This is a genomic window from Streptomyces sp. NBC_00012 (genome assembly GCF_045040875.1).
In the GTDB taxonomy this organism is placed as follows: Bacteria; Actinomycetota; Actinomycetes; order Streptomycetales; family Streptomycetaceae; genus Streptomyces.
The window spans coordinates 5,425,808-5,446,215 of record NZ_CP108309.1 but is presented as its reverse complement, the minus strand read 5'-3'; the positions used below and the strand labels follow the sequence as shown (position 1 = coordinate 5,446,215).

Here is a 20,408-nt window from a genome sequence, read left to right as displayed (position 1 = left end):
TTCCTGTCGCCGCCCGGCACAGCCGGGTGCTAGGCGCTCCGCTGACGCCTGCGCGCCGCCGAGATCGCGCGGTTGGTCTCCCTCGTGTCCTGCTTCTCGCGGAGGGTCTGGCGCTTGTCGTACTCCTTCTTGCCCTTGGCGAGCGCGATCTCGACCTTGACCCGGCCGTCCTTGAAGTACAGCGCGAGCGGCACGATCGTGTGGCCCGTCTCGCCCGACTTCGACTCCAGCTTGTCGATCTCGGCCCGGTGCATCAGCAGCTTGCGCTTCCGCTTGGCCGAGTGGTTGGTCCAGGTCCCCTGCACGTACTCGGGCACATGGATGTTGTGCAGCCATGCCTCGCCCCGGTCGATCTGGACGAAGCCGTCCACCAGGGAGGCCCGGCCCAGCCGCAGCGACTTGACCTCGGTGCCCATGAGCACGAGGCCGCACTCGTAGGTGTCGAGGATGTGGTAGTCGTGCCGCGCCTTCTTGTTCTGCGCGATGAGCTTGCGCCCTGTGTCCTTTTCCTTAGCCATAGTGCGGCCATTTTCGCACTACGACCCACCCCCGAGGCCACTCAATACTGTCTCGGCCCGCTGCTCGGCCTTCGAGCCGACCGCGAGGTCCGGAGTGATGCCGCGTTCGTCGACGCTGCGCCCCGCCGGGGTGCGGTAGTGGCCCACGGTCAACTCGGCCACCGAACCACCCGGGAGCTTGCTCGGCATCTGGACCGAACCCTTTCCGAAGGTCCGCGAGCCGACGGTGACTGCGCGGCCCCGGTCCTGGAGTGCGCCGGTGAGGAGTTCGGCGGCGCTCATCGTGCCGCCGTCGACCAGGACGACGAGGGGGCGGTCGGTGTCGCCGCCCGGCTGCGCGTACAGGGCGCGCTGCTCGCCGTGGACGTCATACGTGGCGACCAGGCCGCCGTCCAGGAAGGCGGAGGCTGCGGTGACGGCCTCGGTGACCAGGCCGCCGGGGTTGCCGCGGAGGTCCAGGAGCACTCCGGCGTCCGACGGCGCGTCCCGGACCGCGTCACGGACCTTGGCGCCCGAGCCCCTGGTGAACGAGTCGACCTCGATCATCACGGCCCCGGAAGAGGCGGAACGGGGCGGTCCGATACGTCGCACGGTCACCGCCTCGGTGGTGAGCCTGGCCCTGTGCAGCGTCTCGGTCCGCAGGCGGGCACCGCGCCCGATGCCCAGGACGACGGCGGAGCCCGCGGCCGCCTCCGTACGGTCTCCGCGCAGCAGGGCGACGACCTCGGCGACGGGGCGCTTGTCGACCCGGTGGCCGTCGATCGTACGGAGCAGGTCGCCGGGCCGGATGCCGGCCCGGTCGGCGGGGCCGCCGGGATGCACCCGGGCCACCTCGACCTGCCCTTCGGCGGAGCGCTTCGCGGCGATCCCGACGCCGGTGTACGAGCCGTCCAGGGCCTGCTCGAACTCCTCGTACTGCCGCTCGTCGTACACCGCGCCCCAGCGGTCGCCGCTGCGGCTGACGACCTCCTCGGCCGCCTCCTTGCCGGACTCGCCGTCGGCCACGGCCCGCGCGGCGGCGTCGGCCACCTCGTCGCGGTCGACGGTGGAGGCGACGGAACTGGTCTCCAGTGCCTCGGACTTCGCGCTGCCGCGCGGCAACGAGCCGGTGGCCGCCGCGGTGGCCAGCACGCCCGCGAAAACCAATGTCAGAGCCGCCCCGCGGCGCACGCCGCGGGGCCCGAAACACTGCGTGGGGCCCGACATGTCGCCGAGTCTAGGACAACGCCCCCTCGGCGCACGGCCGGTTGACCGCGCGCCGAGGGGGCGCTCGTCACACCTTGAGGTACTTGCGGAGCGCGAAGAGCGCGGCAACAGCGGGCATCAGCAGGCCGATTGCCAGGACCAGGGGCAGCTTGGTGAAGACCGCGTCCCAGCCGATGAAGTCGATCAGATTCAGCTTGCTCTGGAGCGCGAGGCCGCCGTCGATCAGGAAGTACCGGCCCGCCAGCAGCATCACGCAGGCCAGGACGCCGCCGATGAGACCGGCGAACGCGGCCTCCATGATGAACGGCATCTGGATGTAGAAGCCGGAGGCCCCGACGAGCCGCATGATGCCTGTCTCGCGCCGTCGGCTGAACGCGGATACCCGGACGGTGTTCACGATCAGCATCAGCGCGATGACCAGCATCAGCGCCATCACGAAGAGGGCGGCCACGTTCATGCCGTTCATCAGCTGGAAGAGGTTGTCCAGGATGCTTCTCTGGTCCTGGACGGACTGCACCCCGTCACGGCCGGCGAAGGCGGTGGCGACGACCTTGTACTTCTTCGGGTCGTGGAGCTTGACCCGGAACGACTCCTGCATCTGGTCCGGCGTGATGTTGCTCGCCATGGGCGAGTCGCCGAACTGGTCCTGGTAGTGATCGAACGCCTCGTCGGCCGACTCGTGCGTGACCGTCTGGACGGCGTCCATCTTCTTGAGGTCGCCCTCGATCTGCTCCCGCTGCTCCTTGGTGACGGCACCCTTGGCGCACTTGGGCGTCGAGGTCACATCGCTCTTGCTGCAGAGGAAGATCGAGACGTTGACCTTGTCGTACCAGTAGTCCTTCATCGTGCTGACCTGCTCGCGCATGAGCAGCGCGCCGCCGAACAGGGCGAGCGAGAGGGCGACGGAGACGACGACGGCGAAGGTCATCGTGAGGTTGCGACGGAGGCCGACGCCGATCTCCGACAGGACGAACTGGGCGCGCATGGCGTCCTTTCAGTGCTCGATGCTCAGTGCTGGTAGCCGTAGACGCCGCGGGCCTGGTCGCGTACGAGACGGCCCTGCTCCAGCTCGATGACGCGCTTGCGCATCTGGTCGACGATGTTCTGGTCGTGGGTCGCCATGATCACGGTGGTGCCGGTCCGGTTGATCCGGTCCAGCAGCTTCATGATGCCGACGGAGGTCTGGGGGTCGAGGTTGCCGGTCGGCTCGTCCGCGATCAGCAGCATGGGGCGGTTCACGAACGCCCGCGCGATCGCCACGCGCTGCTGCTCACCACCGGAGAGCTCACCGGGCATCCGGTCCTCCTTGCCGCCGAGGCCGACCAGGTCGAGAACCTGGGGCACCGCCTTGCGGATCTCTCCGCGCGGCTTGCCGATGACCTCCTGCGCGAACGCCACGTTCTCCGCAACGGTCTTGTTGGGCAGGAGCCTGAAGTCCTGGAACACGGTGCCCAGCTGGCGGCGCATGTGCGGCACCTTCCAGTTGGACAGGCGCGCGAGGTCCTTGCCCAGGACGTGGACCATGCCCTGGCTGGCGCGCTCCTCGCGGAGGATGAGTCGCATGAAGGTGGACTTGCCGGAGCCGGATGAGCCCACCAGGAAGACGAACTCGCCCTTCTCGATATCGAGAGACACATCCCGTAGAGCGGGACGGCTCTGCTTCGGGTAGGTCTTGGAGACGTTGTCGAATCGGATCACGGATGCACCACGGTCGGCCGGGAGTAGGTGTGCGTGACCATACGCGACCCGGACTGAGGCGTGCAGGCGCGCGTCCGGCGATGGGCGTTTTATGGCGGAACGATACCGGCCGAAAGCGGGTCCGAAGCACGACGGATCGGGTGATGTCCGGCGGGCCGCGCCGAAATCCGCGCGAGCTGGCACAGTGGTAGGGGGAACGGTTGCGTTTCCATGAGCGTTGTGCGGAGAGAAGGCGAATGCGGCTCCGCCGCGCGGGAGGAGGAAAGCGCATGACCTATGACCGACTGGTGTGCGCGAACTGCGCGGCGCCCGTCAACGAGGGCCGTTGCCCCGTGTGCCGGGCAAGCCGTGCGCGGCTGCAGCAGGAACAGGAGCAGGGAATGTTCGCCGGGCTGAACCCGGCGATGCTGGTGGCCCTGCTGGTGGTGCTGCTGGGCGCGCTGGCGCTGCTGGCGCACCAGAGCGTGTAGCCGCGCGCTCCACCCGGTCGCCCGTAGGCGCCGGGGCGTGTACGTGGAGGGGCCCGGGATGCCGATCGGCGTCCCGGGCCCCTCTGTGCCTGTCTGTTACCGCGGGTGGCCCTTAGGCGACCGTACGGCCGCTCATCAGGCGCGGCATGATCCGGAAGCCGATGCCTCCGGCGATCATCGTCGCGGCGCCGACCAGCAGGAACGTGGTCTCGGCGGCACCGGTCTCGGCGAGCTCGTCCTTGCCCTTGCCCTGCTCGACCGGCTGGTTGCCGGCGGAGTCGGGAGTGGTGTTGTCCGCGCAGTTCGCGCCGTCGAGGTCGACGGTGCAGGCGTCGTCGCCACCGGTGGCCGAGCCGGTGGAGGCGTTACCGGTGGTACCGGACGAGCCGCTCCCGGAGGTGCCCGACGTACCCGAGTTGCCGGACGTGCCCTCGGTGCCGGAGTTACCGGACGTACCCGAGTTACCCGAGTTACCGGAAGAACCCTCGGTGCCGGAGTTACCCGACGTACCCGAGTTACCCGAGTTACCCGAGCTACCGGACGTGCCCTCGGTGCCGGAGTTACCGGACGTACCCGAGTTACCCGAGTTACCGGAAGAACCCTCGGTGCCGGAGTTACCCGACGTACCCGAGTTACCCGAGTTACCCGAAGACCCCTCCGTGCCCGAGTTACCGGACGTGCCCTCGGTGCCGGAGTTACCGGACGTACCCGAGTTACCCGAGTTACCGGACGTGCCCTCGGTGCCGGAGTTACCGGACGTACCCGAGTTACCCGAGTTACCGGACGTGCCCTCGGTGCCGGAGTTGCCCGACGTGCCCTCGGTGCCGGAAGAACCCTCCGTGCCCGACGTTCCGGTGCTGGACGTCTGACCCTCGTCGACAGCGCCCGGACCGCCGTCGGAGTCGCCCTGCGGGCCCTTGATGTCGGCGTCGATACCCAGGCCGCCCTCGTCGGCCTCCGCCTTCGCGGAGATGCCGCCGAGGTCGACGCCGATACCGACCGCCGAGGCCGCACCAGCGGCGGTGAGCGAGGCGCCAGCGGCGATGACCGCACCCGCGGCGATCCGCGCGACGCGGACTCGCGTCTTCTTCGTCATGTGCTGCTACCCCCAGTAGCTGATCTCGTCAGTGGAGCAGCCATATGCGGGCCCCGGCTCTGCGGGGTTCGCTCCGAACGGCGCCACTCAGAGTCGTGGTCATGCCGCCCGCCCCCGTTCACACCCGTCCCAGACATACGCATGCTGCCCTAGCACCCTGTCCACAGTTAAGGACTACGTCAAGGCCGTTCCGTGCAATATGCACCGCTTCATGCGTAGTTGGCCTTCATTCGGAGTCACGACTGTGACGCACTCGCCACAGCACCCGCGCAACCCGGAGCCCCAACTCCCCTTCGGGCGCGACCCCGTGCGGCCGACGAAAACGGCGGTGCCGGAGACCCCGTGGGGTTTCCGGCACCGCCGTGAACGCTTGCCGTTCCTACTTCTCCCGCTGCTTGCGCCAGCGGATGCCCGCCTCCAGGAAGCCGTCGATCTCGCCGTTGAAGACCGCTTCCGGGTTGCCGATCTCGAACTCCGTACGCAGGTCCTTGACCATCTGGTACGGGTGCAGGACGTACGACCGCATCTGGTTGCCCCAGGAGTTGCCGCCGTCGCCCTTGAGGGCGTCCATCTTGGCCTGCTCCTCCTGGCGTCGGCGTTCGAGGAGCTTCGCCTGGAGGACGTTCATCGCGGACGCCTTGTTCTGGATCTGCGAGCGCTCGTTCTGGCAGGAGACGACGATGCCGGTCGGGAGGTGGGTCAGGCGCACCGCGGAGTCGGTCGTGTTGACGCCCTGGCCACCGGGACCGGAGGAGCGGTACACGTCGACGCGGAGCTCGGACTCGTCGATCTCGATGTGGTCGGTCTGCTCGACCACCGGCAGCACCTCGACGCCCGCGAAGGACGTCTGGCGGCGGCCCTGGTTGTCGAAGGGCGAGATCCGGACGAGCCGGTGGGTGCCCTGCTCGACGGAGAGCGTGCCGTAGGCGTACGGGACCTGGACGGCGAAGGTGGTCGACTTGATGCCGGCCTCTTCCGCGTACGACGTCTCGTAGACCTCGGTCTTGTAGCCGTGCCGCTCTGCCCAGCGGATGTACATGCGCTGGAGCTTCTCGGCGAAGTCGGCGGCGTCGACGCCACCGGCCTCGGCACGGATGTTGACCAGCGCCTCACGGGAGTCGTACTCGCCGGAGAGGAGGGTACGGACCTCCATCTCGTCGAGCGCCTTCCTGACGGACTCCAGCTCCCTCTCGGCCTCGGCGAGGGTGTCGGCATCGCCCTCGTCCTCGGCGAGCTCGAAGAGAACCTCAAGATCGTCGATACGGCCGCGGAGGGCCTCGGTCTTGCGGACCTCGGCCTGGAGGTGCGAAAGCTTGCTGGTGATCTTCTGCGCCGCCTCGGGGTCGTCCCAGAGGGAAGGCGCGGCCGCCTGCTCCTCGAGCGCGGCGATGTCCGCCCTCAGCGCATCCAGGTCCAGGACGGCCTCGATCGACCCCATGGTCGAGGAGAGGGACTTCAGCTCTTCGGAAATATCGACGACTGCCACGGGTCCAGCGTAACGGCTGTCGGCACGGACAATCCTCGGGCCGCATGATCAGGACTCCGCGACCGGGTGCCGAGCGCCTCCGGGGGCCGCCCCGAACCGCCTCACGGAGCCCTCCGGTCAGGGCGTGCCCGGCGCCGAGGTCCCCGTCTCCTGTGCGGGTGCGGCCGCGTCGTCGTCGCTCAGCGCCAGCCAGCCGCCCACGCCCAGCGCCGCGAGCAGCACCAGGGCCGCGGCACCCAGGGTGAGGCGGCGCTTGCGGACGGCCGCGGACTTGTTGCGGGCGGAGCCGGGGCGGGGCGTGCCCGGGGAGCGGGGGGCCCGGGCGGTGCCCCGGGGGCCGCCGGAGAGTTCGTCGGGGGCCGGGACGCGCATGCTCGTGTGGGTGTCGCGGTTGGAGTCGGCGGACGAGCCGGGGACCAGCGGGACCGCGCCGCGGCGGCGGGGTTCCTCGGGGGCGGGGGTGTACTGCTGCTCGTCGTACGTCTGGGGTTCCGGCTCGGTGTCCGGCTCGTCCACGTCGAGCGGCGGGATGCCGGTCAGGTGCGGGAGCTGCTCGCGCAGCCGGGCCGCGAGCTCGGAGGCGCGCAGCCGGGAGGCGGGGGCCTTGGCCAGGCACTGGACCAGCAGCTGCCAGAGCTCGTCGGGGATGCCGGGGAGAGGGACGACCGTCTCGGTGACGTGGCGGCGCAGCACGGCGCCGGGATGTCCGCCGCCGAAGGGCGTGAAGCCGGCGAGGAGTTCGTACAGGACCGTGGCGAGGGCGTAGATGTCGACCGCTGCGCGCGGCGGCAGCCCCTCGACTATCTCGGGCGCCAGGTAGTCCGGCGTACCGATGATCTTGGTGGCTTTGGTGCGGCGCGGGGTGTCGATCAGCTTGGCCACACCGAAGTCGGTGAGCAGCGCGGGGTGCGAGCCGCCGGGGCCGAGCGGGCCCTCCATGTCGAGCAGGATGTTCTCCGGCTTGACGTCGCGGTGGACGATGCCGGCCGCGTGTGCGGCGGCGAGGCCGTCGGCGACGTCCGCGATGATCGCCACGGCGGCCTCGGGCGCGAGACGGCGTTCGCGGTCCAGGCGGGTGCGCAGGTCGGTGCCGCGTACCAGGTCCATGACCAGTGCCAGGTCGTTGCCGTCCACCACGAGGTCGCGGACGGCGACGACGTGCGGATGGTCGAGCCCGAGCAGGGCGGTGCGCTCCTGGACGAAGCGGCCGACGAGTTCCTGGTCGGACGCGAGGTCCTCGCGGAGCAGCTTGATGGCCACCGGGCCCTCGGGCCCTTCGCCGAGCCAGACTGTGCCGGCGCTGCCGCGCCCCAGGATCTGGTGTGCGGTGTACCGGCTGCCGATATTCCGTGCCAAGACTGCTCCCTCAGCGGCTGGCGATGGACCGTCGCTCATGACCCCCGGTCGACAAAGTTACGCGTCGGCCGGGGGGTTGAGTGCCCGGGATGGTGCCAACCTTCACTTCCGCGGGCGATATGCGGTGGAAACTGGCCCGCGGAAGTCGATATAGCTACAGAGTTGATGGTGTTGCGGCCACTCGGGCCGGTGTTGCGGCCACTCAGGGGCCGGTGTTGCCGCCGCCGCTGTCGCTGCCGCCCAGCTTCGAGATCCAGTCGGTGACGGTGGAGAACGTGTCGCTGATCGCGTCCCAGTAGCTCTTGCCCTGGCCGATCCAGTCCTGCAACGGGGTCAGCTCCCAGATCAGCCAACCCGCGACGAACAGCAGCACCAGGGTGAACAGACAGCCCTTGAGGCAGCCGAGGCCGGGGATCCTCATCGGGTTGGCGCTGCGCTGCCTCGGCTCGCGGGGCTGGCGCGGGGCCGGCGGCTGCGGCGCCGGCTGCTGCGGGGGCGCGTACTGCTGCTGTTGGGGCTGGGGCTGCGGCTGGTACTGCTGCTGCCGGCGCTGGGGGTACTGCTGTTGCTGAGGCTGCTGGTACTGCTGTTGCTGAGGCTGCTGGTACTGCTGATGCGGTGGCTGCTGCCTCCGCTGGGGCTGCTGTTGCTGGGGCTGCTGTTGCTGGGGCTGCGGGCGCTGGGGGCGGCGGCGCAGGGGGTCCTGGCCCGGGTCGAGGTACTGGACCTGGGTCTGCTCGTTGCGGTCGCGGGCCGCCCGGAGCTGGGACTGCCAGGGGTGCGGCTCCTCCGGCTGCGGAGGGCCGTCCGGGCGCGGTGGCACGGGCGGCATGACCGAGGTCGGGTCGGCATGCCCGCCCGGGCCCTGGCCGGGGGCGTGCTGCATGACGCTGGTGGCGGCGCTCGGGTCGTACGAGCCGGCGTTGCTCGGCAGCACCTGCGTCGGGTCCGCCGCGTCGGGGGTCCCCGGAACCGCCGCGGGCGCCGGATCGGGGGCGAGCAGGGCCCCCACCCCGTCGGCCGCGGCGATCTGGGCGGAGGTGGCGTGCACGCCGATGCCCTCCGCGACGACGCGCAGGCCGCGGGCCAGGTTCTCGGCGCTGGGCCGCCGGTCGGGGTCCTTGCTCAGGCAGCGCTCTATCACCGTCCACAGCGGGGCCGGGACGGTGCTGGGGCGGCGGGGCTCCTCGCTGAGGTGCCGGTGCAGGACTTCGAGTGCGGTGCCGCCGGCGAACGGCGGACGGCCGGTGACCAGCTCGTAGAGCAGGATGCCCGCGCCGTAGATGTCCACGGCGGAGGTCTGCGGGCGGCCCTCGGCGGACTCGGGCGCCACATAGGCGGGCGTGCCGACGAACTCGTGGGTCCGGGTGAGCCCCGGGGAGTCGGCCAGGCGGGCGATGCCGAAGTCGGTGAGCATCGGGTGCATCTGGCCGTCGCGCTCGTCGAGCAGGACGTTGGCGGGCTTCAGGTCGCGGTGGACGACGCCGTCGGCATGGCTGGCGGCGAGCGCGTCCGCGATCTGCGCGGTGAGCAGCGCGGCGGCGACCGGGGTGAGCGGGCCGTTCTCGCGGAGGTAGCGGTGCAGGTCGGGGCCGTCGATCAGGTCCATGACGAGGGCGAGGAGGTCACCCTCGACGACCAGGTCGCGGGTGCGCACGATGTTGTCGTGGGTGAGCCGCAGCAGCACGGAGCGCTCGCGCAGGAACCGCATCACGACGTCGGCGTCGTTGGCGAGCTCCTCCTTCAGGACCTTGATCGCCACGGTCTCGCCGGGCTCGCCGGCGACTGCCGCCTCGGCGCCCGCGGTCTCCCGCTGGCGGGCACGCCAGACGGTGCCCGTGGCGCCGCGTCCCAGCGGCTCCTCCAGGAGGTACTTGCTGCCTACCGGCCGCACGTCATGCGCTCCCTGCAGATCGTGGTGCTTACGGTCTTCCCGGATCCGCCCGGGAGTTCGGGCCCAACTCTAGGGCCTGTCGTCAAACCGCCGCCGACGCCCGGAGGGCGGCCGGGCGGCGTCCGGCGACGTGCCCCGGTGCGAGGTGGGCGGCGAGGCCGGACCGCTCCCGTCCAGATCGTCCGCCCGCCGCGCCGCCCGCCATGGCCGGTGCCGCCCCGAGGCGGCACCGGCCGGTTGCGGAACAAGACGCTCACATCAGGCGGATGGTTGCCGCACACGCGTCCGACGAAACGTCCGGGGCGCTCTTCCGGGACGGGTTCCCTCGCCGCCGGTGACGTTCCAAGCAGGCACTTATGGGCGCACAGCCGACGTTTCAAGATCACTTAGCGGTGACCGCCGGGCGTGTTGTCAGTGGCAGGTGCGAGGATGCCTCCAGCACGGACTGTGGGGTCGGGAGCCCCGCGGCACGTGACGAACCTGTACCGGACGACGCGTCCGTGTCGGGTGGGGGGAATCACAGGGCGTTTCCCCTGCCCGGCGCCCCGCGCAGAAGGGACCGCTGACGGCGATGCAGATCCGGCTGACCGTCCTCGCGCCGCGCAGCGGCCAGACCCCGGCGCGCGCGTGCGACGTGCTGGTCACCGCCCCGCCGGGGACGGCGCTCGCCACCGTGGCGTCCAACCTGGCCACGGCCGTTCTGGGGCCCGACGGCTCGCTCGGCAGCGGCGCGGTGGTGCTGTTCGCCGGGCGCGAGCGGCTCGACGCGCAGCGGTGCGCGCTGGGTGAGCCACCGCTGGTCGACGGAGCGGTGCTCTCGCTCCAGGTCCCCGGCGAGGACGAGGCGGTGGACGACGCGGTCCCGGCGCGGCTGCACGTGGTCGCGGGGCCGGACGCGGGCGGGGTCCATCTGCTGCACGGCGGCCGGATCCGGATCGGCCGCTCCGCCGACGCGGACGTGCCGCTCGACGACCCCGATGTCTCCCGGCTGCACTGCGCGGTGACGGTCTCCGCCGACGGCCTGGTCTCGGTGGCGGATCTCGGCTCCACCAACGGCACCCTGCTCGACGGCGCGGAGGTCCGCGACCGGCCGGTCCGGCTGAAGCCCGGTGCGCTGCTGCGGCTCGGCGAGTCCACGCTCCGGCTGACCTCCGGCGCGCCCGCTCCGGCGCTGGCCACGGCGCCGGACGGCGAAGGCCATCTGCGGGTGTCCGGCACGATGGCCGCGGCCGGTGCCGACGGCCGCTCCGCCGAGGAGCACGGCTCCGGCCACGGGTACGCCACGGCGGCCTCCCCCCGCTCCGGGCCCGCCCCTCACGAGGTCTCCGGTCACGCGTACGGGGACGGCGACGACGGACGTACCGGCGGCGGGCGGGCGGCCCCTGGCGACGAGTCGCCCCGGCGGGGCGGGATAGGCGCCTGGGCCCGCAGACTCGCGGGCAACAAGGGCGAGCCCGTCCACGAGGCGACGCCCGACGGGACGGGGGCGGCCGAGCCGCTGTTCCCGGCCGCCCACGAGGCGCCGTCGGGGCCCGCCGCGCAGAGCGTCTGGCCCGATCCGGCGGCCGTGCTGCTGACCGCGCTCGGCCCCGGCCCCCGGCTGTGGGAGCGCGGCACCTCCCACCCCGAGGCCCTCGTGGTGCGGCTGGGCACGACGGACCGGGCCGAGCTGCCCGCCGTGCCGGTGACGGTGGGGCTGCGGGAGGCCGGTTCGCTCGGGCTCGCCGGGCCGCGGACCAGGCTGGCCGGACTCGCCCGTTCGACGGTGGCCCAGCTCGCCGCGCTGCACTCCCCCGCCGATCTGGAGATCGTGCTGATCAGTACGGACCGCGCCCGGGGCGCCGAGGAGCGCAGGCGCGAGTGGGCCTGGCTCGGCTGGCTGCCCCATCTGCGGCCGATGCACGGCCAGGAGTGCCGGCTGCTCCTCGCGTACGACCGCGAGCAGGCCACCGCCCGTACGACGGAGCTGGTGCGCCGGCTGGACGACGGGCCGCTCGGGCCCGGCTGGGCGAGCCAGGACCGCGCCACGATCGCCGAGGCCGCACAGCGGTACACCGGTCCGTACACCGTGGTGGTCGTCGACGGCGACCCGGGTTCGGCGGCGCTGCGCGAGGACACCGCACGGCTGGCCGCCGCCGGTGCCGCGGCGGGCATCCATCTGATCTGTCTGGCCGAGACCCCGGCCGCCACCCCCACCTCTCCGGTCGCGGCGACGTACGAGGCCGCCTGCCACGCCTCGATCGCGTTCCGCGAGTGCGGGGCGGTGGCGATGCTGAGCGGCGACGTGGCGACGGCCCTGCGGCTGCTGCGGACGGCGGACGGCCGGGCCGCGGGCCGGGGCACGGTCGCCGCGGTGGACGCGGTGTCGGCGCACTGGGCCGAGCGGTTCGGCCGAGCGCTGGCCCCGTTGCGTACGGAGGGTGCCTCCACGGCCGCCGGCCGGCCGACGGCGGCCGCGCTCCCGACGACCGCCCGGCTGCTGGACGAGCTGGGCCTGGCCCGCGCCACCCCGGCCTCCCTGATGGCCCGCTGGGCCTCCACCGCGGACGACCAGCCCGGTGCCACGGTGCGCGGTTCCGGCCGCTGGACGGGCGGACAGGCGGGCGGCACCGACGCGGACACCCCCGGCTCGGGCCGTACGGAGTACCCGCGCTCCACGGCTCCCCGGGTGGGCGCCCAGCGACTGGGCGGCGCGCCGGGCCCGGACGGCCCGGGCGGGTACGCGCCCGGCTCGGGCCGCACCCCGTACCCCGGCAGTGAGAACGCCACCCACATCGGCGCCCCTGGCCACCCCTTCGCCTCCGACGACGCCCACGACTCGGGCCGCACCCCGTACCCGGACTCCGGCCGCACCCCGTATCCCGGCGGTTCCGTGCCCCGGATCGGCGGGCAGCGCCACGGCGGCGCGCCCGGGGACACCCCGAGCTCGCGTACCGTGCCCGGGTCGGGGACCGGAGCGGCGACCAGGTCCGGGACGGGTTCCTGGGGCGGCGGTGATGTCCGGGGGACCGACAGTTCGCGCACGGCCGGATCCGGGCGCGGCTCGAACCGGGTCAGCGGGCCGCGCGGCAGCGACACGCCCCGGATCGCCGCGCGAGGCGCCACCAGCGCCGCCACGGCCGGGCACCCCGCCGCGGAGACCGCCGCGGGCGACGAGCCGAACACCGGCACGCCCGCCTCCGCCGAAAGCACCGCCCCCGCGGTCGTCGGGCGGCCCGTGCTGGTGCTCGGGGCCGGGCCCCGGGGCGCGGTCAGCGTGGATCTGGCGGAGGAGGGCCCCCACCTCCTCATCGAGGGACCGGCCGGCAGCGGACGCACGGAGCTGCTGCGGGCCGTCGCCGCCTCGCTCGCCGCGGCCGCCCGCCCCGACCTGCTGGGCATCCTGCTGGTGGACGGCGCGGGCAGCGACCGCGGCGAGGGCCTCGGTCCCTGTACGGAACTCCCGCACGCGTTCATGCACCTGGTGGCCTCCGATCCGGTGCGGATGCGGGAGTTCGCCCAGGCGCTCGGCGGCGAGCTGAAGCGTCGGGCCGAGCTGCTCGGCCCGTACGACTTCACCGAATGGCATCACCGCCAGGAGACGGCGCGGCGGATGGTCGGCCGGCGCCCGCCGGCCGGCGCGGAACAGCGCGGTGACGTGGACGCCCCGATGAGCGGGACGCTCCGGCTGCGCCCCGCCGCCCCGTCCTCGGACCCCGGGCCCTCCCCGCTGCCCCGGCTCGTCGTCCTGGTCGACGACTTCGACGCGCTGGTCGCCCCGGCGCTCGGCAGCCCCGGCCGCCCCGCCGCGGGTTCGGTGGTGCGGGCCCTGGAGGCCGTGGCGCGGGAGGGCGGCCGGCTGGGCGTCCATCTGGTCGCGGCGTCCGCCCGCCCGGAGCGCACGGAGGACACGGACCTGGCCCACGGGGCCCGGCTGCGCATCGTGCTGGACGCGCCGGTGGTCCAGCCGTCGCCGGAGGACCCGGCGCCCGGACGGGGCAGGCTCGGGCATCCGGACGGGCGGGTCACGCCGTTCCAGGCCGGCCGGGTGACCGGACGCATCCCGCGTACCGCCACGCTGCGGCCCACCGTCGTGCCGCTGGAGTGGGAGCGGATGGGCGACCCGCCGACCCGGCGCCCGGTCCGCGAACTGGGCAACGGACCGACGGACCTGGCGCTGCTGGCCAGTGCGCTGGAGCGGGCGGCCCGTTCGGTGAACGCCGAGCCCATAGCCCCGCTCGGGCCCGTCCACACCTGACGGGGGGCGGGTCCGTTCACACCTGACGGAGAGCGGGTCCGTCCACACCTGACGGAGAGCGGGTCCGGACATCCACTGACATCACGTCACGAGCCCATTACGATCAAGGAGTTGACACGAGAAGCGGTATTGCGGCACCCGAACACCGGGCGTAGGACTGTGCGCACACAACGATGTGAGAGACGGGGAAGCAATGCGCACAACCCTTCGGATCAGCAGGGCCGCCGCGGTGTTCACCGCTGTCGGCGCCCTGGCCCTCACCGGGTGCAGTGACGACGGCGGCGGGAAGGACAAGTCGGACAAGAGCTCGGGGAGCGGCAAGCAGAGCTCATCCGTCGCCCTGCCCAAGCTGGACGGCGAGAAGCTCTCGGTCGCGGCCGTCTGGACCGGTGCCGAGCAGGCCAACTTCGTCAAGGTCCTCAAGGAGTTCGAGAACCGCACGGGCGCGAAGGTCACCTTCGTCCCGGCGCAGGACCCGATCGTCAACTTCCTCGGTACGAAGATCGCGGGAGGTCAGCCGCCGGACGTCGCGATGATCCCGCAGGTCGGCGCGATCCAGCAGGCCGCGCAGAAGAAGTGGGCGAAGCCGGTCGGCCCCGAGGCCAAGGCCCAGCTGGCCAAGAACTACTCGAAGGTCTGGCAGGACCTCGGCGCGGTGGACGGTACCCAGTACGGCGTCTATTTCAAGGCCGCCAACAAGTCCCTGATCTGGTACAACGCCAAGGCGTTCGAGAACGCGGGCGCGGCCGAGCCGAAGACCTGGAAGGACTTCCTGAAGACGGCCGAGACGGTCTCCGCATCGGGTGTCACCCCGGTCTCGGTGGGCGGCGCGGACGGCTGGACGCTCACCGACTGGTTCGAGAACATCTACCTCTCCCAGGCCGGCCCGGAGAAGTACGACCAGCTGGCCCAGCACAAGATCAAGTGGACGGACCCGTCCGTCAAGGCCGCGCTGACCACGCTCGCAGAGCTCTTCGGCAAGCCGTCGCTGATCGCGGGCGGCGCCGACGGCGCCCTGCAGACGGAGTTCCCGGCCTCGGTCACCCAGACGTTCACCGGTGGCGACCAGCCCAAGGCCGCGATGGTCTACGAGGGTGACTTCGTGAGCGTCAACATCGCGCAGACGAAGGCGAAGATCGGGACCGACGCCAAGGTGTTCCCGTTCCCGGCGGTCGGCGCCGAGTCCCCCGTCGTGACCGGCGGCGACGCCGCGGTGGCGCTGAAGGACGGCAAGGGTGCCCAGGCCCTGCTGACCTGGCTGGCCTCGACCGACGCCGCGCAGATCATGGCCGAGCAGGGCGGGTTCATCTCGCCGAACAAGGCCCTGGACGCCGCCGCGTACCCGAACGAGGTGCAGCGCACCATGGCGAAGGCACTGATCGCGGCCGGTGACTCCGTCCGGTTCGACATGTCCGACCAGGCGCCGCAGTCGTTCGGCGGGACGCCCGGCAAGGGCGAGTGGAAGACCCTCCAGGACTTCCTGAAGAACCCGAAGGACATCGCGGGGACTCAAGCGAAACTGGAGTCCGACGCGGCCAAGGCGTACAAGAGCTGACGCGATGACGACAGCCGCAGCGGGGGGCGCCGACGCGGTGCCCCCCGCCGACAAGCAATCGTCCGCCGAGCCGTCGGTTCCCGCGCCCAGGAAGCCGTCCGATCCGTCGGCCGGCGGCGCGGGACGCAGCCGCAGGAGTGTGACCGGCACCCGCCGGTTCATCGCCGCCCTCTTCCTGGCACCCGCGCTGGTGCTGCTGGGCGCGCTCGTGGTCTATCCGATCGTGTACTCCGTCTACCGGTCGTTCCTCGACCAGGCGGGTACGGGCTTCGCCGGACTCGACAACTACAAGGCGCTGTTCACGGACGACACCATCCGTACGGCGGTCAAGAACAACGCGATCTGGGTCGTGCTCGCGCCGACGGTCTCCACGGCCCTCGGGCTGATCTTCGCGGTGCTGACGGAGCGGATCCGCTGGGGAACGGCGTTCAAACTGGTGGTCTTCATGCCGATGGCGATCTCCATGCTCGCCGCCGGCATCATCTTCCGGCTGGTGTACGACGCCGCCCCGGAGCGCGGGGTCGCCAACGCCGTGTGGGTGGGTGTGCACGACACGTTCAACGAGTCGTCGGGATACCCGAAGGCACACCCGCTGCCCGTCCACCCGCTCAAGGCGGGCCCCGGCGGCTCGTTCGTCACCAAGGTGCCGGTGCGGGCCGGGCAGCCGGTGCAGCTGCCGCTGGTCGGTGTGATCCCGGCGAACATGCCGAAGGACGCGAAGCCCGCGAAGGCCGCCGCGGCGAAGGGCGGCGAGATCGCTGGCACCGCGTGGCTGGACTTCACCAAGGGCGGTGGCGGCCGGCCCAACGTGATCGACACCAAGGAGCTGGGGCTCAAGGGCCTCAAGGTCGAGGCCGTCAAGGACGGCAAGGTCGTCGCGTCGGCCACGGCGGGCGCGGACGGCACGTTCACCCTGCCCGCCTCGGCGGACGGCGCCGGACTCAGGCTCCCCGCCTCGAACTTCGAGGAGCCGTACCACGGGGTCGAGTGGCTCGGCCCGACCCTCGTCACCCCCGGGATCATCGGTTCCTACGTCTGGATGTGGGCCGGGTTCGCGATGGTGCTGATCGCGGCGGGGCTCGCGGGGCTGCCCCGTGAACTCCTCGAGGCGGCCCGGGTGGACGGCGCGAACGAGTGGCAGGTGTTCCGCCGGATCACGGTGCCGATGCTCGCGCCCGTGCTCGTGGTGGTGCTGGTCACGCTGATGATCAACGTGCTGAAGATCTTCGACCTGGTCTTCATCATCGCGCCGGGTTCCTCGCAGGACGACGCGAACGTGCTGGCGCTCCAGCTCTACCGGTCCTCGTTCGGCACGGACGCGGACCTCGGGATCGGCAGCGCCATCGCCGTACTCCTGCTGCTGCTGGTACTCCCGGTGATGTACGTCAACATCCGCCGGATCCGGAAGGAGGGGCGCCGATGACGACAGCGTCGACCACGGCCACGAGCACACCGGCCGACGATGCTCCGGTGAAGGCCGAACGGTCCCTCGGGGCACGGATCGCCGCCCGCGCCGGCGGCGGTGCGATGCGGATCTTCCTCGTCCTGGTGGCCCTGTTCTGGCTGATGCCGACGGTCGGGCTGCTGCTGTCCTCGCTGCGCGGGGCGGACGACATCGCGGCGACCGGCTGGTGGAAGGTGCTCACGGCACCGTCCCAGCTCACCTTCGACAACTACGCCACGCTGCTCGACAATTCGACGATCACCCACTCCCTCCTCAGTACGGTCATGATCACCGTTCCGGCGACCGTGCTGGTCGTCGTGATCGGTTCGCTGGCCGGATACGCCTTCGCCTGGATGGAGTTCCCCGGCCGCGACTGGTGGTTCCTGGTGGTCGTGGGGCTGTTGGTGGTCCCGGTGCAGGTCGCCCTGGTCCCGGTCTCCAAGCTCTTCGGCGCGGTCGGGATCTTCGAGACGACCTTCGGTGTGATCATCTTCCACACGGCCTTCGGCCTGCCCTTCGCGATCTTCCTGCTGCGGAACTTCTTCGCGGAGATCCCGAGGGAACTGCTGGAGGCCGCCCGGCTCGACGGGGCGGGCGAGATCCGCCTCTTCACCCGGGTCGTGATGCCGCTGGGCGGTCCGGCGATCGCCTCGCTCGGGATCTTCCAGTTCCTCTGGGTGTGGAACGACATGCTGGTGGCGCTGATCTTCGCCGACTCGGACTCGCCGCCGATCACGGTGGCGCTCCAGCAGCAGGTCAGGCAGTTCGGCAACAACATCGACGTGCTGGCGCCCGGCGCCTTCGTGTCGATGGTGATCCCGCTGGCGGTCTTCTTCGCCTTCCAGCGCCAGTTCGTCTCCGGCGTGATGGCGGGCGCGGTGAAGTAGAAAGCGGGCGCGGCGGAGCAATACGCAATGCCGTTCGTCAACACGGGGCGGGGCCGCTCACCATGGCGGCCCCGCTCCACCTGCCTTTTCACATACTTGCCACGTTCTGACGTAACCCGGCCACTCCATCGGGCGTTTGCGGACAACCCGCCCGCGCAGCGAACGACTCATGATGTGTTGTGCCCCGGTTCAGTGTCATCGTGCCCGCGTACCGGGTTCAGGCGTATCTGCACGAGAGCCTGGACTCGGTGCTCACCCAGTCCTTCGAGGGCTTCGAGATCATCGCCGTGGACGACTGCTCACCGGACGCCTGCGGCACCGTCATCGACGAGTTCGCCGCCCGCGACCGCCGGGTGCGGGCCCTGCACCTGCCGGAGAACACGGGCCTGGGCCGGGCCCGTAACGCCGGGATCGCACAGGCCACCGGCGACTGCCTGATCTTCCTGGACGGCGACGGGCGGGCCGCGGAGCGGGTGGTGCGGCGGGTGCTGCTGGGCGATTCCGGGGCGGCCGTCGGGCGGGGCTGAGGCCCGCCCGACGGCCGGCGCCGTCAGCGCTGCTGGCCCGCCATCACCGTGACGAGGCCGATGACCACGAGCAGCGAGCCGCCCCAGGTCCACATCGAGGTCCGTTCGTGCAGCACGGTCGCCCCGGCCAGCACGATCAGCAGGTACCCGAGGGCGTTGAACGGGTAGGCGATGGACAGCGGCACCTTGGCCAGGGTCGCCATCCAGGCGAGGGCGGACACCGCGAAGACGACCAGGCCCAGGACCACCCAGGGGCTGGTCGCGGCACGCAGGGCGACGGACCCGCCGCCGTGTCCCGCGGCGGCCGCCGCGCCCTTCATCCCGTGCTTGAGCATGATCTGGCCGCCCGCCGAGGAGAACACGGCGAACAGCAGCAGCATCAGACTGGGGAGGGTCAAGACCTTGCTCCTGACTGCGGCGCCCGGGGACTGCTGCTCGGGGGCGGGGGCGGGACCGGGGACGGCGCGCTCAGACGCCGACCCGGTCGGCATGGACGTACTGTCGGTTGAGGATGTCCTGTACATCGACGTGCTCTCCAGCGATGATCGTCTCGGCCGCATGCGGGGTGAGCAGTGCGACGTGCTGATAGCCGAACAGCGTCGGCCGGATCCGGGTGAGCAGCTTCGACACTCCGCCCAGGACCGCGGGGAGCGGACCGCCGCCGAGCAGCGCCCAGAACGGGGCCCCGGTCGACGCGATGCCGAGGACGTCGAAGCCCGCTTCCCGGACCGTGCGGCGCAGGCTGGCCCGGGTGAAGAAGCGCAGATGCGTTTCGTCGAGGATGCCGCGCCGGTCGTAGCCGAAGACGCCGAGCGCGACCCTCAGCCGTGAGTACCAGTGGCTGAAGTTCGGTACGGAGAGCAGTACATGGCCGCCGGGCCGCAGCACCTCGGCGACCTCGGCGAGCACCCGCTCGGGTCGGGAGAGGTGTTCGATGACGTCGCCGGCGACCACGTAGTCGTAGTCGACACCGATCTCGACCGGCAGCCCCTCCTCCAGGTTGGCGAGGTGGAAGCGGGTGCACTTCTCGCGTACTCCGGGGACCTCGACGTAGTCCACGCCGGTCACCTCGTGGCCGAGGGCTTCGAGGCGCTGGGCGAACAGGCCGCCGGAGCAGCCGAGGTCGAGGACCCGGCCGGGCGGGAGGCTGCGCATCCGCTCCAGGATGACGGCGTGCGAGGAGCCGTCGCCCTCCTTGAACGCGTACTCGACGGGCTTGGGGATCCAGCCGCAGGTGCCGAACCCCTTGACGGCGAGCCGGTATTCGAGGACGTCCTTGACGACGTCCTTCGCGTACTTCATGCCGTTGACGTAGCAGATCTCGTCGCCGTAGTACGTGGGGACGGGGATCTCCTTGATCCGCATCCCCTCGTTGAGCAGCTGGACGATGATCTGGGTGTCGAAGTCGAACGCGTCGGTGTTCCGGTGGATCGGCAGCTTCTTGAGCGCCGCGACGCTGTAGGCGCGGTATCCGGAGTGGAATTCGGTGAGCTGCGATCCGAGGAGGGCGTTCTCCACGCGGGTGAGAATGCGGTTGCCGAGCCATTTGTACATCGGCATACCGCCCTTGAGCGCGGATCCGGATTTCATCATCCGCGATCCGAAGACGGCCTCGCATTCGCCGCGTTCGATCGGTGCGACCATGTCCGGGAGAAATTCCGGGGCATACTGTCCGTCGCCGTGCAGCAGCACGATGATGTCGAGTCCGTGCTCGGCGGCCAGCGCGTATCCGGCCTTCTGGTTTCCGCCGTATCCGAGGTTCTTGGTGTGCCGTATCACCACGGTCCGCGGCATTCCCTCCGTCTGCGACCAGCGGCAGCCCGCGGTGAAGGTCGCGTCATGGCTCGCGTCGTCGAGAATGAGGATTTCGGCGACCTTGGACCGGAAGTCCTCCGGAATGCGGTCGAGGGTCCTCTCCAGCGTCGTCTCGGCGTTGTACGCGACCACCAGGATGCCGATCCTGGGGCTCGGGCTTTCCTTCACGGGGCGTTCTCCAGTTGCGCTCGGTGCTCGGTGCTTGGTGTCTGGCGCTTG

General features: G+C 71.3%; 15 protein-coding genes and 1 pseudogene. 6 read left to right on the top strand and 10 right to left on the bottom strand.

All coding sequences use genetic code 11. From position 1 onward, the window contains the following. Positions 1-29 precede the first annotated feature (29 nt). The 4 genes from smpB to ftsE all read right to left on the bottom strand — a co-directional run bounded on the left by smpB (position 30) and on the right by ftsE (position 3,422). Positions 30-518 carry an SsrA-binding protein SmpB gene (smpB, locus tag OHA19_RS25035; protein WP_124723236.1) on the bottom strand — a complete coding sequence of 163 codons (489 nt, stop codon included), beginning with the start codon at positions 516-518 and terminating at the stop codon, positions 30-32. Between the two features lie 18 nt (positions 519-536). After that, entirely contained in the window at positions 537-1,724 is a 1,188-nt protein-coding gene (locus OHA19_RS25030) for a S41 family peptidase (protein WP_405713178.1), read from the bottom strand. 67 nt (positions 1,725-1,791) lie between these two features. Then, on the bottom strand, positions 1,792-2,709 hold the full coding sequence (gene ftsX / locus OHA19_RS25025; protein WP_405713180.1) for a permease-like cell division protein FtsX: 918 nt from the start codon (positions 2,707-2,709) through the stop codon (positions 1,792-1,794). Between the two features lie 23 nt (positions 2,710-2,732). After that, the gene (gene ftsE, locus OHA19_RS25020; RefSeq protein WP_124723233.1) at positions 2,733-3,422 is read right to left on the bottom strand and encodes a cell division ATP-binding protein FtsE; all 690 of its coding nucleotides are present in this window, start codon (positions 3,420-3,422) and stop codon (positions 2,733-2,735) included. Positions 3,423-3,691: 269 nt separating this feature from the next. Here ftsE and OHA19_RS25015 point away from each other — a divergent pair, with 269 nt between their 5' ends. Beyond that, positions 3,692-3,892: a hypothetical protein gene (locus tag OHA19_RS25015; protein WP_385200973.1), complete on the top strand. Its 201-nt coding sequence runs from the start codon at positions 3,692-3,694 to the stop codon at positions 3,890-3,892. Positions 3,893-4,004: 112 nt separating this feature from the next. Here the strand turns inward: OHA19_RS25015 and OHA19_RS25010 are convergent, their stop codons facing one another. From OHA19_RS25010 to OHA19_RS24995, 4 genes are all read right to left on the bottom strand, one after another. Further along, the gene (locus tag OHA19_RS25010) at positions 4,005-4,988 is read right to left on the bottom strand and encodes a hypothetical protein (RefSeq protein WP_405751676.1); all 984 of its coding nucleotides are present in this window, start codon (positions 4,986-4,988) and stop codon (positions 4,005-4,007) included. Between the two features lie 379 nt (positions 4,989-5,367). Further along, a complete protein-coding gene (gene prfB / locus OHA19_RS25005) occupies positions 5,368-6,474 on the bottom strand; it encodes a peptide chain release factor 2 (RefSeq protein ID WP_405713186.1) in 1,107 nt (368 codons plus the stop codon). Positions 6,475-6,591: 117 nt separating this feature from the next. Then, the gene (locus OHA19_RS25000) at positions 6,592-7,830 is read right to left on the bottom strand and encodes a serine/threonine-protein kinase (protein ID WP_405713188.1); all 1,239 of its coding nucleotides are present in this window, start codon (positions 7,828-7,830) and stop codon (positions 6,592-6,594) included. A gap of 202 nt (positions 7,831-8,032) precedes the next feature. After that, positions 8,033-9,724 (bottom strand): serine/threonine-protein kinase, encoded by a 1,692-nt coding sequence (locus OHA19_RS24995; RefSeq protein ID WP_405751673.1) that lies wholly within the window; start codon positions 9,722-9,724, stop codon positions 8,033-8,035. 571 nt (positions 9,725-10,295) lie between these two features. On the opposite strand from OHA19_RS24995, the gene OHA19_RS24990 reads away from it, so the two are divergent. From OHA19_RS24990 to OHA19_RS24970, 5 genes and pseudogenes are all read left to right on the top strand, one after another. Then, complete coding sequence (locus OHA19_RS24990) at positions 10,296-13,961, top strand: FHA domain-containing protein (protein WP_405751671.1); 3,666 nt, start codon at positions 10,296-10,298, stop codon at positions 13,959-13,961. 193 nt (positions 13,962-14,154) lie between these two features. After that, complete coding sequence (locus tag OHA19_RS24985) at positions 14,155-15,516, top strand: ABC transporter substrate-binding protein (RefSeq protein ID WP_405713193.1); 1,362 nt, start codon at positions 14,155-14,157, stop codon at positions 15,514-15,516. Positions 15,517-15,520: 4 nt separating this feature from the next. Further along, the gene (locus OHA19_RS24980) at positions 15,521-16,939 is read left to right on the top strand and encodes a carbohydrate ABC transporter permease (RefSeq protein WP_405713195.1); all 1,419 of its coding nucleotides are present in this window, start codon (positions 15,521-15,523) and stop codon (positions 16,937-16,939) included. Continuing rightward, a complete protein-coding gene (locus OHA19_RS24975) occupies positions 16,936-17,847 on the top strand; it encodes a carbohydrate ABC transporter permease (RefSeq protein ID WP_405713197.1) in 912 nt (303 codons plus the stop codon). Before OHA19_RS24980 ends, OHA19_RS24975 begins: the two co-directional genes overlap by 4 nt. A gap of 179 nt (positions 17,848-18,026) precedes the next feature. Continuing rightward, positions 18,027-18,335: pseudogene (locus OHA19_RS24970) on the top strand (glycosyltransferase family 2 protein); the annotation flags it as partial. A gap of 62 nt (positions 18,336-18,397) precedes the next feature. Here the strand turns inward: OHA19_RS24970 and OHA19_RS24965 are convergent. Continuing rightward, a complete protein-coding gene (locus tag OHA19_RS24965) occupies positions 18,398-18,772 on the bottom strand; it encodes a hypothetical protein (protein ID WP_358945953.1) in 375 nt (124 codons plus the stop codon). Positions 18,773-18,842: 70 nt separating this feature from the next. Beyond that, positions 18,843-20,357: a methyltransferase domain-containing protein gene (locus OHA19_RS24960; protein WP_405713199.1), complete on the bottom strand. Its 1,515-nt coding sequence runs from the start codon at positions 20,355-20,357 to the stop codon at positions 18,843-18,845. Positions 20,358-20,408 lie beyond the last annotated feature (51 nt).

Bases quoted from the DNA above. Each gene is read 5' to 3' on its own strand.
- smpB (WP_124723236.1), bottom strand. From the start codon at position 518: ATGGCTAAGGAAAAGGACACAGGGCGCAAGCTCATCGCGCAGAACAAG.
- OHA19_RS25030 (WP_405713178.1), bottom strand. From the start codon at position 1,724: ATGTCGGGCCCCACGCAGTGTTTCGGGCCCCGCGGCGTGCGCCGCGGG.
- ftsX (WP_405713180.1), bottom strand. From the start codon at position 2,709: ATGCGCGCCCAGTTCGTCCTGTCGGAGATCGGCGTCGGCCTCCGTCGC.
- OHA19_RS25015 (WP_385200973.1), top strand. From the start codon at position 3,692: ATGACCTATGACCGACTGGTGTGCGCGAACTGCGCGGCGCCCGTCAAC.
- OHA19_RS25010 (WP_405751676.1), bottom strand. From the start codon at position 4,988: ATGACGAAGAAGACGCGAGTCCGCGTCGCGCGGATCGCCGCGGGTGCG.
- OHA19_RS24990 (WP_405751671.1), top strand. From the start codon at position 10,296: ATGCAGATCCGGCTGACCGTCCTCGCGCCGCGCAGCGGCCAGACCCCG.
- OHA19_RS24985 (WP_405713193.1), top strand. From the start codon at position 14,155: ATGCGCACAACCCTTCGGATCAGCAGGGCCGCCGCGGTGTTCACCGCT.
- OHA19_RS24980 (WP_405713195.1), top strand. From the start codon at position 15,521: ATGACGACAGCCGCAGCGGGGGGCGCCGACGCGGTGCCCCCCGCCGAC.
- OHA19_RS24975 (WP_405713197.1), top strand. From the start codon at position 16,936: ATGACGACAGCGTCGACCACGGCCACGAGCACACCGGCCGACGATGCT.